Consider the following 12,564-nt stretch of genomic DNA (forward strand, 5'->3'; position numbering starts at 1 on the left):
AAAAACTTTCCTAATCTACTCAAATAACCCTGTTTACGGGTATTTATTGTATCAGGAAAGTCTTTTAAATTTTATTTTTACTGCAAAAAGAACTAGAAACTTTCAACGAAGGCTGAAATTCTAGCATAAAGACCATCGGTCGCTTCGACTAAAGGTAGTCGCAGATTATTCTTAATTAGAGATCTTTTGTGTAGCATAGCTTTAATTCCAGCTGGATTCCCTTCAGCAAAGATCATGTCTATAGAAGGTGCAATGCGATAATGTAATTTATAAGCTTCTCTAACTTCCCCTTTTAACCCCAGACGTACCATTTCTGAAAATTCTTTAGGCAAGCCCTGACCAATAACCGAAATCACACCTTTCCCGCCTGCCAGTGTCATTGGCAAAGTAATCATATCATCTCCTGAAATCACAAGAAAATCTTCGGGAACAAGCGAGATCAATTTCATAGCCTGCACTATATCTCCGGCTGCTTCTTTTACCCCAATCACATTTTTAAAATCTCTGGCGATCCTGTTGATGGTTTCCGGCAGGATGTTACTCGCAGTTCTACCCGGTACATTATATAAAATTAACGGTAGTGGTGAAGCTTCAGCTACTGCCTTAAAGTGACGGTAAATCCCTTCCTGTGTTGGTTTGTTGTAAAATGGAGAAACTGATAGTATTGCATCAAAACCTTCCAGATCTTCTGATATAAGTTCTTCAACCAGCCCAGCCGTATCATTACCTCCCATTCCAAGCACTAAAGGTAGTTTCCCCTGGTTTGCCTCTTTGACCACAGTTTTTACAAGCTCCTTCTCTTTTTTACTAAGGGTTGCACTTTCTGCAGTAGTTCCTAAAACCACCAGGTATTCAATCCCGTTATCTATCTGATCTTTCACTAATGCTGAAAGGGCGTTCGTGTCTACACTAAGATCATCATTAAATGGAGTAACCAGCGCTACTCCGGTACCAATAAAAGCTTCCATTACTTTTTATGTTTTAATATTTTATAATATCTGATCAATTCTGCTTCCAGAAGAGAAGGATCATTTTCAAAAATTTCTATATCCAGGATCGAAAATGGATCCGGAGATTTACCCATCAAAAATGCTGCCCCAGATCTTAAAGCCACAAAATTTGAAAGCAAAGTTTCTTCTCCGCTTATAACGATTGCTGATCCAAATTCATTTTCCAGCAGCGCTGAGAGATCCTTGTTTTTGAACTCGCCATCAAGACTTAAGTCTTTTAAACTAATCTGCAACAGATCTTTATCATCAATATCACGAACATTTCCGCAGATCACAACATCAAAAGCATTTTCGTGCAGGCCTAAACTTTTCCAGAGATTCTGAAGACTCCCATAATTTTCGAAATTATCTTCAGAAACAACCAGTAATACCCGGTTTGAAATATTAGCGCCGAATTGTCTCTTCTGCTTCAGTTTCTCAATAGCTTTTTTTAGCTGAACCGATTTAATTTTATTTGTGATCATTAAATGATTTCGGAGGGCAAATGTAAATAATTTCTATATGCAAACTATGTCTTGAGGTGGCTACCGAAGAGAAGATTCTACAGATTAAACAGCTTTCTATAATTTGTAAAATTTTAGACCAAGCCAAGTCAGCTACATAAGCTATTTTAATTCCCAGACAAAAAGAAAGCAGAGAATCATAATTGATAGGTTCGCATGCTTTAAAAGAAGACTTAACTTTAAAAATCAATTTTGTAACCAGGATGTTGGAAACCGAATAGGATTGCCAGAAGCCAGAACTTTATAAAGTTTCAACTTATCAATGAGCTGAATACAGGACTGACCGGCTATTCTTATTATATTTGAAAAGTAATGCAAAATTAAATGAAACACCTTACCACGATTATATTTGCTTCAGTTCTTATGCTCAGCTCCTGTAAAACTGAGTTTAAACATTTAGAGCAGATAGATGGAAAAAGAATCGCTGTCGACAATAGTATCGAAGAAGATTCAGAGATCGCTGAATTTATCGCTCCATACAAGCAACACCTCAACGAAACTCTTGATTCACCGCTTAGCTACAATCCTTCATTTCTCTCCAAAAGCGACGGAGACCTGAATACGGCTATTGGCAACCTGATGGCAGATGCGCTGATGGAACAGGTGAATCCGTTGTTCAGAAAAAACACCGGAAACAGTATAGATATGGTCTTACTAAATCATGGTGGGATACGTGCAGAAATCCCTGTGGGTAATGTTAGCACCAGGACTGCTTACCAGATAATGCCGTTCGAAAATGAAGTAATCATTGCTGAGCTGAAAGGTGAAAAGATGCTGGAAATGATGGATTACCTCAGCAAAGCCAAAACTGCACATCCCGTAAGCGGTATAAAGATCATTGCTGATGGCAGTTATATGATCAAGAATGCGACGATCAATGAACAGCAGATCTCGAAGGATAGCACCTACTTTGTTGCGACTTCAGATTACCTTGTGGGTGGTGGTGATAACATGAAATTTTTCGCTAATCCTGTAAGTATTCATTCCAGTGATTACAAGATTCGAAATGTGATGATAGACTACTTTAGTAAAACCGATACGATTAGAAGTGTGATCGATGACAGATATATAAGACAGTAACATGAAGAGAAGAGATTTTATTCAGAATACGGCAGCCGCTACAGCTTTAGTGAGTCTGGGCGGACTTTCAGCATTGTCATTTAAACCTGAAAGACAACAAATCACGATCCTGCACACCAACGATGTACATAGCCATATCGAGGCATTTGGTCCAGATGCCGGTAGAAATGCAAATCTTGGAGGCGTAGCCAGAAGAGCTACCCTGGTGGAGAAAATACGTAGAGAAAATCCCAATACCCTGTTACTGGATGCCGGAGATATTTTCCAGGGCACGCCCTACTTCAATTTTTATGGTGGTGAACTGGAATTCAAATTAATGAGTATGCTAAAATATGATGCTGCAACTCTTGGAAACCATGATTTTGATAATGGTATCGATGGACTATATGCCCAGCTACCACATGCAGAGTTTCCCTTTGTAATATCAAATTACGACTTCAGCAATACTGTCATGGATGGAAAAACTGATAAGTTCCGTACGTTCGTGAAAGATGGTATCAAGATCGGCGTTTTTGGAGTTGGTATCGAATTACAGGGATTGGTAAGCAATAAACTATACAAGGAAACTGAATATTTGAATCCAATCGAGATCGCTACTGATATGAGCCGCATTCTCAAAGAGGAAGAAAATTGTGACCTGGTTATTTGTTTATCACATCTTGGATATAAATATTCATCTCAAAAGATCGGGGATATTAAACTGGCGAGAGCTACAGAAAACATTGACCTAATCATCGGAGGCCATACCCATACTTTTCTTGATAAACCAACTGTGGAAACCAATAAGGCAGGAAACCCAGTCCTAGTGAACCAGGTTGGCTGTTATGGCGTGTATCTGGGCAGAGTTGATTTCTTCTTTCAAAATGGAAAAAAATCTTCCGCAGACGGTGTAAAGCTTGCCATATAATTATTTTATCGGGAAGTCGAAATATTGATGAGGAAAGGGTTCGGCATTCAAGGTATAATGCCACCATTCTTCAGAATAACTTCGGAAGCCATTTTTAAGCATAACTGTTCTTAAAAGCTCCCTGTTTACCTTTTGTTCTGAAGTGACCGAAGTTGAACGATGATGAGATATTTCTCCGAAAAAATCATAGGCTCCACCCATATCCAATTCCTTACAGGTGTTTACGTTCACCAAAGTAAGATCTACAGTTCCACCCCTGGAATGTCCAGATTTTGAAGCGATATAACCGAGTTCAAACAACCTGCTTTTTTGAACATCGGGATAAAATTCGTTTTTCGCCAGGGTATCTTCGGGTTTTCGAGCCCAGGCTACGAATTCATTAACAGCAGTCTGAGGTCGGTAAGCATCGAAGAGCTTTACCATCAAATCCTTCTGAATAAGATCTTGCTGTACTTTTTTTAAGGCTTCCGCAGCTTTCTTGGTCAGAATGATCTGCGCCGACTCATATCCGGGAACTGGTCTGCCTGTAAAATTATGCTCACCTGCATAACGTACTTCTTCGATCGCAAATGGTAGCACGTCTCTCAGATATACAAAATCTTCAGGGATAGTCTGTGCCATGGAAAAGAAACCAGTTTTCAGAAAAATTAGAAAAAATAAAAACTTTTTCACAGCAATCTATTTATCCAGCATAGCCAGGAATTCATCTTCACTCAACATCTGAGTACCCAGCTTTTCTGCCTTGGCAAGCTTACTCGGCCCCATATTTTCACCGGCCACCAAATAGTTAGTTTTGGAAGAGATCGAACTGGAAACTTTTCCGCCGTTATCCTCAATAAGCTTTTTTAGATCATTTCTGGAAACCTTGTTGAAAACTCCGGAAATCACGAACGTGTTCCCTTCCAGGATACTGGTTTGATTCGCCAGTTTCTCTGCGGAAATTTCCATTTGTATCCCATATTCCCGAAGACGCTCCACATTCTTCCTGTTTTCAGCATTACTGAAGAAATCACCAACGCTCCAGGCAATACGTTCTCCAATTTCATCAATATTCTCCAGCTCTTCTTTGCTGGCCGCCATCAATGCTTCGACCGATTTGAAGTGTTTAGCCAGTTTCTTAGCTACCGTTTCACCTACATATCTAATTCCTAATCCAAATAAAACTCTTTCAAATGGGATCTCTCTGGATCTTTCTATACCGGTAATAAGATTCTCTGCCGACTTTTCCGCCATTCTTTCCAGGGGAAGAACGTCCTCTTTAGTGAGCGTATAAAGATCTGCGTAATTATTAATAAGGCCTGCGGTGACCAGCAAAGCAACGGTTTCTCCTCCAAGACCCTCAATATCCATCGCCTTTCGTGATATATAATGCTGAATTCTACCTATGATTTGCGGAGGACATCCATTGGTATTTGGACAATAATGTTGTGCTTCTCCTTCATTCCTGATAAGCTCTGTATCACACTCCGGGCAACGAGAAGCATATTCTGTAGGACTGGAATCCGGATCGCGCTGAGTAAAATCAACACCTACGATCTTCGGAATAATTTCTCCGCCTTTTTCAACATAAACTGTATCTCCTTCCCTGATGTCCAGCTTTTCAATTTGATCTGCGTTATGCAAGGAAGCACGACGTACTACCGTCCCGGCGAGTTGCACAGGTTGCAGGTTTGCCACAGGTGTGATCGCGCCGGTTCTTCCAACCTGGTAAGTTATTCTATCCAGCGTGGTAGACTCCTGTTCTGCCTTGAATTTGTAAGCAATTGCCCAACGCGGGGATTTAGCAGTATGGCCAAGCTCATCCTGTTGATGGAGATCATTTACTTTAATCACAACGCCATCTGTTTCATAAGGCAAATCGTGACGATGCTTATCCCAGTAATTTATATAATCAAATACTTCCTCAATAGAATGTTTCAATTCCGATTCTGCAGGAGCTTTAAAACCCCATTTCCTGGCCATTTCAAGACCTTCGTATTGTGTTTTGATATTCAGGTTATTTCCAACGATACTGTAAAGCAAACATTCGAGCGGGCGACGAGCCACCTCGGCACTATCCTGAAGCTTTAAACTTCCGGAAGCTGTATTTCTAGGATTTGCGTAGGGTTCTTCCCCGGCTTCCACTCTCTCTGCATTCATTTTTGCAAAACCTTCATAAGGCAAAACGATCTCTCCTCGAATATCAAATCGTTTCGGGAAATCGCCCTTCAGTTTTAATGGAACGGAGCGAATCGTTCGAACGTTACTGGTAACCTCATCACCCTGAAATCCATCACCACGTGTTACCGCACGGGATAATTTACCATTTTCATAAGTAAGACTTATAGAGGCACCGTCATATTTTAACTCGCATACATAAGAAATATCGCCATCCACGCTTTTACGAATCCGTTTCTCCCAATCTTCCAGCTCTTCTTTAGAATAGGAATTTGAAAGCGAATACATACGTTGATCATGCACGATGGTTTCAAAGTTTTTAGTGACCGTACCACCCACCCGCTGAGTAGGTGAATTTTCATCGAACAAATCTGGGTTTTGATCTTCCAGCTGCTGCAATTCCTTCAGCTTCATATCAAAATCATAGTCACTTATCTGAGGCTTGTCCAACACATAGTAATTGTAATTATGCTGTTGTAATTCTTCTCTTAAAGCCTTTATCCTTTTTTCCGCGTCCATATTTTCTTTTTCTTATTCGGAAATACTTACTATATCATTCTCGAACTTCAGCTGAAAGTTCTTGTTTTTATGCTCGAAATCCAGTTGAAAATCTGAAGGATCTGCATTAACATTTGTGGGAAACCATTCCTTGTTATGCTTGTTTACGACAATAAATAAGCCTGAATCTTCTCCAATTGCGCAAAAATGCTCGTAATCTCCATCATATTTATGCAAATCACTCTTTACGTTCAATTGTTCAAATACTTCTTTAATATTAGACGTTGCCAGGCCTATTTCTGCAATTCCTACGATATTTTCAGCGGTAAATACGCCGAGCTCAGGTTTGCAAAAATTTCTGCGGGAAATAAACTCCACAATGTTTCGGTCTTTATCGTAAAAGTAAACCGACTTCGCATTCCAGTTACTAAAGTCAATGATCTCCTCATCATTGTACTTTAGAACCGGAACTACAGTTTTCAACCAGTTAAGTGCCTCCTGTTCCTGCTCATCTGGTATATGAAAAGCGAAATGTGTTGGCACACTATTTTCCCTGAATTCGAATCGTAAAATTGAATATCCGCATTGTACTTCAAAACTATCTTCTTCATAGTTGATGATCTCCATTCCAAGATCATCTTTGTAAAATGAATATTGGCGTGCAACATCTGAAGTGTACAGACAAAGTTTATGGATCTTCATATCAGGTTTGGTTTTTATTCATCCATTTAGGAACTGGTCTGGCTTTATAATTATGCATCAGCTTCAGTAATTCTTCAATAGAATCAGCTACCAGCAAGATCTCCAGGTTCTCCTCTTTGAGTAGACCCTTGGCTGTCATATTTTTCAGCATACTAAGAAGGTCGTCATAGAATCCGTTAATATTCAGCAAGCCAATAGGTTTACGATGCAAACCAAGCTGAGACCAGGTAACGATCTCGAATAACTCTTCCAGTGTTCCAAAACCACCGGGCAAGGTGATAAAAGCGTCGCTAAGTTCGTTCATGGTTAATTTGCGCTCGTGCATGTCTTTAGTAGTAATTAACCTGTCAAGTTCTGTATGAACTACCTCTTTGGTCTTTAGAAACTCCGGAATAACCCCTGTTACAAATCCGCCATTTTCCATAACTCCTGCGGCAACCTGACCCATTAACCCCAATTTACTACCACCATAAATAAGCCGAATATCTCTTTTGGCGAGCACTTCGCCTACTATGCGGGCCATTTTAAATATTTCAGGATCTACTCCATCGCTACTCGCACAAAAGACCGCTACATTTTCAATAATATTATAATTCTCCTCCATTAGTTCTAATTGCTTTTAGCATTCGGTCATTCCCAAAAATATCCTTTTTTAACTCTGCTTCAAAACCGAATCCTTGCACCAGACTTAAAGTTTCTTTACCCAGATACTGGTTGATTTCAAAATATAAACTACCTCCAATTTTAAGATTTTTGACCGCCAATTCGCTAATTTTCCTGTAAAATAAGAGTGCATCTTCATCCTCTACATACAACGCAAGTGCAGGTTCGTGATCAAGCACATTGAAATGCATCTCCTTCTTCTCCAGGTTACGTACATAAGGCGGATTGGAAACAATGAGATCATATTCCTGTTCCAGATCTTCAGTTTGCAGAATATCCTTCAGTTGAAAATCTACGTGTACATTATTGATCTTAGCATTGAAAACAGCAATTTTTAAAGCTTCTTCTGAAACGTCCCAGGAATGTACTTCCGCAGTATTCAAATTTTTCGCCAGGCTTACAGGGATACAACCACTACCCGATCCAATATCCAGGATCCTGATGGATTTCTCTTCCGAAGAAAGGTCCTCAAGAACCCATGATACCAGCTCTTCAGTTTCAGGTCTGGGTATAAGTACATCTTTGCTAACTTTGAACCGGAGTCCGAAGAATTCTGTCTCTCCAAGAATATGCTGAATCGGCTCATATTTTTCTAACCTTTCCAATGCCTTCTGAAATTGTTCCTTTTGCTCTTCTGAAAGTTCATACCTGGGTTCAAGCGCCAGGTCCAGCCTTGTTTTCCCCAGGTAATGCTGCGTCATTAAAAAGTAAAATGATTGCACTTCAGTTTCAGGGTAAGAACCTGAAAGCTCCTCGAAAAATCGTTTTTTAAAATTTGATAACTGCATCAATTTTCCAGCCTTATAGATCTCTAAGCATGTAAACTGTACAGTTGTAATGACCGGTATCACCTACAGGCTTCTCCACAGTTTCAAATCCGCTTTTGTGGTAAAGTTTACGCGCGTTTTCCATGTAGGGAAGTGTTTCTATATAACATTTCTCAAAAGAATGCTGCCTGCCAAAATCCATACAGGTATTGATCATTTTCGTCCCAATTCCTCTACCTCGCGCTTCAGGCAGGAAATACATTTTCTGAAGTTCACAAATGGGTTCTTCAGTTCCTCTTAAAGCAGCAATGCCAGCTCCACCTATAACTTTATTGTTCTCTTCGACTATAAAATATGCTTTCCTGTCTCCATCATATTCCGCGGTCATATCCTCTAATGCTTTATCCTCATACGCAGTTCCAACTTTAGGAACTCCCATTTCTACTAACACACTTTGGATTAAATGCTTAACCTGCTGATTATCTTCGGCTTTGATTTCCCGAATTTTCCATGTATTCATTCTGCCTAATTAATTCTATTTTTGTGCTGTGAATATACACGAAAAATACATTAAACGCTGTATACAACTGGCCGAAAACGGCCTGGGAAGCACCTATCCCAATCCGCTGGTAGGCAGCGTGATCGTTCATAATAACCGGGTCATTGGTGAAGGTTGGCACCAGAAGGCGGGCGAAGCTCATGCCGAGGTAAATGCCATTAATTCGGTTCAGGATCAGGAGCTATTAAAAGATTCTACTATTTATGTGAGTCTGGAACCGTGTAGTCATTTTGGAAAAACACCACCCTGTAGTGATCTTATTATTGACCGGGGAATCCCAAAGGTTGTAATTGGCACTATGGACCCATTTGCAAAAGTTGCTGGCCGCGGAATTAAAAAATTATTGGAGGCAGGAAAAGAGGTTCAGGTTGGAATTCTTGAAGAGAAATGCAATGCGCTCAATAAGCGATTTTTTACTTTTCACAAAAAACAAAGACCTTACATTATTCTAAAATGGGCCCAAACCCGAGACCTGTTTCTTGCTCCAGAAACTAAAGAAACCAACCGACCGGTCTGGATTTCGAACAGGTATAGCAAACAACTGGTTCATAAGTGGCGTAGTGAAGAAAGCGGAATCCTGGTAGGCACAGGTACGGCGAAGGCAGATAATCCTCGTTTAGATGTTAGAAACTGGTCAGGAACTCCGCCTGTTCGACTGGTTATTGACAGGGAATTAAAACTTTCCAAAGATCTGGCACTTTTCGATCTGTCAATAAAAACGATCGTTCTAAACGAAAAAATAACCGAGAATAAGCACGAAAACCTTGTTTACCAGAAAATCGAATTTTCAGAGAATATCGGGAAGGAAATTTGCAGGATCTGTTACGAACAGGAAATCCAATCGCTTATCGTAGAAGGTGGAGCAAATATCCTAAAACAATTTATTACGTCCAATCTTTGGGATGAAGCGCGAGTTTTTACAGGTGACAACTATTTTAGTGATGGTGTTAAAGCTCCGAAACTAGATGGAAAACCAGCTTCTACTCATCAAATCGAAACAGATCTTTTAGAAATCTTCAGAAATAGCGACAATGATTAAGACCCTAATATTTGATTTCGGGGATGTGTTTATCAATCTCGATAAAGCTGCAACTCAGCAAAACCTTAGAAAGATACAGATAGATGAATTGCCAGAACATATCCATAGCCGGAATCGTGATTATGAGCAGGGATTTGTAACTTCAGATGAAATATCAAATATCTATAGAACTGAATTTCCACAATTACAACATTCAGATTTTCTAGATTCCTGGAATTCAATTTTACTGGACTTCCCGAAATACCGACTTCAGTTTCTTCAGAAATTAGCAGAAAAAAAGAAGTTCCAACTCATTTTACTGAGCAACACGAATGACAATCATATTGAAAATATAAAGTCAAGGATCCCATTTTACGAGGACTTTAAAAGCTGTTTTGATGCATTTTATCTGTCACACGAAATAGGAATGCGCAAGCCCAATCCCGACATATTCGAGTTTGTACTCGAGCAACATAAGCTCATTGCAGAGGAATGCCTTTTTATAGATGATACTGCTGAGAATACTCAGGCTGCGGCCGCATTGGGAATGCACGTATGGAACCTTGAACCAACCCGGGAGGATGTAATCGATCTATTCACCACTAAAAAAGAGTTATTTTGATCTATCTGCTTCTAAGCGTTCTTTCATCCACGATTATTTTTATTGTATTCAGACTTTACAAAAAGTACGAAGTAAATACTTTGCAGGCGATCGTGATCAATTATTTTATTGCCTGTACTGTAGGTTTTTTTGGATTTATTGAAGGCTCAGATTTTACTGCTGTTCCTTCTGAAAAATGGTTTCCCGGGGCCTTAATGCTAGGAGTGCTATTTATAACCGTTTTTAACCTCGCAGCGATTACCACCCAGAAAAGCGGACTATCTGTAGTAGCAGTAGCCACAAAAATGTCGGTTGCTATTCCTGTTTTCTGCGGAATATTCCTCTATAATGAAAGCACCGGAGTTCTGAAGATTGCTGGAATATTACTTGCATTAGTAGCAGTATATCTAACTTCTATAAAAACCAAAGATGGAATAAGTATAAAATGGCAAAATCTTATTTTTCCACTGCTGGTATTTCTTGGAAGCGGAATTATTGATACCAGTTTAAAATTTCTTGAAACCAGTTATGTTTCGAAAACCGATGTAGGTCTTTTTAGTTCGACCATCTTCGCAACAGCTGGAATCCTTGGGGTGCTGGTGATGATCTTCCAGGCGGTTCGGGGCGAATTAAAGCTTCAGTTTAAAAATTTACTAGGCGGCATAGCTTTAGGGGTGCCAAATTACTTCTCTATTTACTTCCTTGTTCTGGCTTTAAGGAGTGAAGGATACGAGAGCTCAACCATATTTACGATCAATCACGTGAGTATAGTCGCACTTTCAACGATCGTGGGAATCGTGCTTTTTAAAGAAAAACTTATTCGGAAAAACTGGATAGGCCTTATTCTAGCTATGATTAGTATAATTCTAGTAGCGAATTCAGCCATATGAAGGACACGTATCAAACTATTACTGAAGCATCCCCGGAAGTATTATTTAAGGATCGTAATTCCAAGTTCTACGGATACGCATTTCCAATTAAAACTGAAGAAGAAGCGGCTAAACATCTGGAAGAATTACGTGCTTCCCACCACAAGGCAAGACACTGGTGTTACGCCTGGCAAACAGGTAAGGCCGAAGAAGACCATCACTATCGTGCAAATGATGATGGAGAGCCTTCAAACTCGGCAGGAATGCCAATCTATGGACAGATACAAAGTTTTAACGTCACCAATATCCTGATTGTCGTAGTTCGATACTTCGGGGGAGTCAAGCTAGGTGTTGGCAGACTCATTAATGCCTATAAAACTGCAGCGCAAATGGCTCTGGAATCTTCAAATATTCTAAAGCGAACCATCGATGAGGTTTTCGTAATAAAATTTGATTACCCTGAAATGAACAAAGTCATGCAAGTGATCAAAAAAAACAATTTGAACGTCATCGACCAAAAACTAGAATTGGATTGCAAAATTTTTATAGCAGTTAGAAAAAGTGACGTCGAAAGCATTTATAATAAGTTCGACAATACCTACAAAGTTGAGATTTCAAGATTGGAAGATCAATAACCAAGCGCCTCTAACATATATTTTGGACACCTAACCGGCTTCCTGGTTTTTGCATCCATAAATACGAGCACAGTGTAGCCGGTAGTTACCAGATTTCCCTGTTCATTGTAAAGAGAATAGTCGAATATAATTTTAACATTTGGCTCTTCGCGAAGGCGGGTCTCAATCCTGATATTTTCATCAAAAGTAACCGGTTTGTGATATTTTAAATTTAATTCGAATACCGGCAACATTATCCCTTCCTCTTCCATACTTTTGTAGGAGATGCCAAGTGTATCTAGCCAGTTAAGTCTAGCAATTTCAAGGTATTGTGGATAAATACTATGATGTACCACTCCCATTTGATCGGTTTCGGCATATCGTACTTTAACAAAGGTTTCGTGTGATTTCATGTGATTTTTGTCGCCTTTCACGGAAAGGTTTTTTATATTCAGGCTCAGAATCAAGTATGCAATAATTTTTCTTAAAATTCAACCCGAATTTGGTTTTTTTATTAGATAATTTGTTCACATATTTGCTTTGCTCAAGTTGGAGATCTGTATGCTTCATAAGCCACTTTAGAACTTTCTACTAACCTAAAATAACGTCTAACTAA

Annotated in this window: 15 protein-coding genes; 6 read left to right on the forward strand and 9 right to left on the reverse strand. The window is 39.5% G+C overall.

Annotation, left to right across the window (positions count from 1 at the left end; all coding sequences use genetic code 11):
• Positions 1–92 precede the first annotated feature (92 nt).
• Both dapA and T8I65_RS11685 read right to left on the reverse strand, forming a co-directional pair.
• Positions 93–968, reverse strand: a complete 876-nt coding sequence (dapA, locus tag T8I65_RS11680) for a 4-hydroxy-tetrahydrodipicolinate synthase (protein WP_322300774.1) — start codon at positions 966–968, stop codon at positions 93–95.
• The gene (locus T8I65_RS11685) at positions 968–1,474 is read right to left on the reverse strand and encodes a DUF6913 domain-containing protein (protein ID WP_322300775.1); all 507 of its coding nucleotides are present in this window, start codon (positions 1,472–1,474) and stop codon (positions 968–970) included. The genes dapA and T8I65_RS11685 overlap by 1 nt, the downstream gene beginning before the upstream one ends.
• A gap of 363 nt (positions 1,475–1,837) precedes the next feature.
• Between T8I65_RS11685 and T8I65_RS11690 the strand changes: the two genes are divergently transcribed.
• Positions 1,838–2,593: a 5'-nucleotidase gene (locus T8I65_RS11690; RefSeq protein ID WP_322300776.1), complete on the forward strand. Its 756-nt coding sequence runs from the start codon at positions 1,838–1,840 to the stop codon at positions 2,591–2,593.
• A gap of 1 nt (position 2,594) precedes the next feature.
• Complete coding sequence (locus T8I65_RS11695; RefSeq protein WP_322300777.1) at positions 2,595–3,500, forward strand: metallophosphoesterase; 906 nt, start codon at positions 2,595–2,597, stop codon at positions 3,498–3,500.
• On the opposite strand, the gene T8I65_RS11700 is transcribed toward T8I65_RS11695, so the two are convergent.
• From T8I65_RS11700 to T8I65_RS11725, 6 genes are read right to left on the reverse strand one after another with little or no spacing between them, the layout of a single operon-like run.
• Positions 3,501–4,121 (reverse strand): M15 family metallopeptidase, encoded by a 621-nt coding sequence (locus T8I65_RS11700; protein ID WP_322300778.1) that lies wholly within the window; start codon positions 4,119–4,121, stop codon positions 3,501–3,503.
• 57 nt (positions 4,122–4,178) lie between these two features.
• Positions 4,179–6,176 carry an NAD-dependent DNA ligase LigA gene (ligA, locus tag T8I65_RS11705; RefSeq protein WP_322300779.1) on the reverse strand — a complete coding sequence of 666 codons (1,998 nt, stop codon included), beginning with the start codon at positions 6,174–6,176 and terminating at the stop codon, positions 4,179–4,181.
• Positions 6,177–6,188: 12 nt separating this feature from the next.
• Positions 6,189–6,857, reverse strand: coding sequence for a VOC family protein (locus T8I65_RS11710; RefSeq protein WP_322300780.1), 669 nt, complete (start codon positions 6,855–6,857; stop codon positions 6,189–6,191).
• Position 6,858: 1 nt separating this feature from the next.
• A complete protein-coding gene (locus T8I65_RS11715) occupies positions 6,859–7,461 on the reverse strand; it encodes a TIGR00730 family Rossman fold protein (RefSeq protein ID WP_322300781.1) in 603 nt (200 codons plus the stop codon).
• Complete coding sequence (prmC, locus tag T8I65_RS11720; protein WP_322300782.1) at positions 7,445–8,308, reverse strand: peptide chain release factor N(5)-glutamine methyltransferase; 864 nt, start codon at positions 8,306–8,308, stop codon at positions 7,445–7,447. Before prmC ends, T8I65_RS11715 begins: the two co-directional genes overlap by 17 nt.
• Positions 8,309–8,321: 13 nt before the next feature.
• Entirely contained in the window at positions 8,322–8,807 is a 486-nt protein-coding gene (locus tag T8I65_RS11725) for a GNAT family N-acetyltransferase (RefSeq protein ID WP_322300783.1), read from the reverse strand.
• Between the two features lie 28 nt (positions 8,808–8,835).
• Between T8I65_RS11725 and ribD the strand changes: the two genes are divergently transcribed.
• Genes ribD through T8I65_RS11745 form a run of 4 tightly spaced genes read left to right on the forward strand, consistent with a single transcriptional unit; the run spans position 8,836 to position 11,969 of the window.
• Positions 8,836–9,885 carry a bifunctional diaminohydroxyphosphoribosylaminopyrimidine deaminase/5-amino-6-(5-phosphoribosylamino)uracil reductase RibD gene (gene ribD / locus T8I65_RS11730; protein WP_322300784.1) on the forward strand — a complete coding sequence of 350 codons (1,050 nt, stop codon included), beginning with the start codon at positions 8,836–8,838 and terminating at the stop codon, positions 9,883–9,885.
• A complete protein-coding gene (locus T8I65_RS11735; protein WP_322300785.1) occupies positions 9,878–10,486 on the forward strand; it encodes an HAD family phosphatase in 609 nt (202 codons plus the stop codon). Before ribD ends, T8I65_RS11735 begins: the two co-directional genes overlap by 8 nt.
• A complete protein-coding gene (locus T8I65_RS11740; protein WP_322300786.1) occupies positions 10,483–11,355 on the forward strand; it encodes an EamA/RhaT family transporter in 873 nt (290 codons plus the stop codon). Before T8I65_RS11735 ends, T8I65_RS11740 begins: the two co-directional genes overlap by 4 nt.
• Complete coding sequence (locus T8I65_RS11745; RefSeq protein WP_322300787.1) at positions 11,352–11,969, forward strand: YigZ family protein; 618 nt, start codon at positions 11,352–11,354, stop codon at positions 11,967–11,969. The genes T8I65_RS11740 and T8I65_RS11745 overlap by 4 nt, the downstream gene beginning before the upstream one ends.
• On the opposite strand, the gene T8I65_RS11750 is transcribed toward T8I65_RS11745, so the two are convergent.
• Positions 11,963–12,361: a thioesterase family protein gene (locus tag T8I65_RS11750; RefSeq protein ID WP_322300788.1), complete on the reverse strand. Its 399-nt coding sequence runs from the start codon at positions 12,359–12,361 to the stop codon at positions 11,963–11,965. The two genes, T8I65_RS11745 and T8I65_RS11750, sit on opposite strands and share 7 nt — an antisense overlap.
• Positions 12,362–12,564: the final 203 nt, after the last annotated feature.

Origin of the sequence: Christiangramia sp. OXR-203 (assembly GCF_034372165.1) — a bacterium.
Lineage (GTDB): Bacteria > Bacteroidota > Bacteroidia > Flavobacteriales > Flavobacteriaceae > Christiangramia.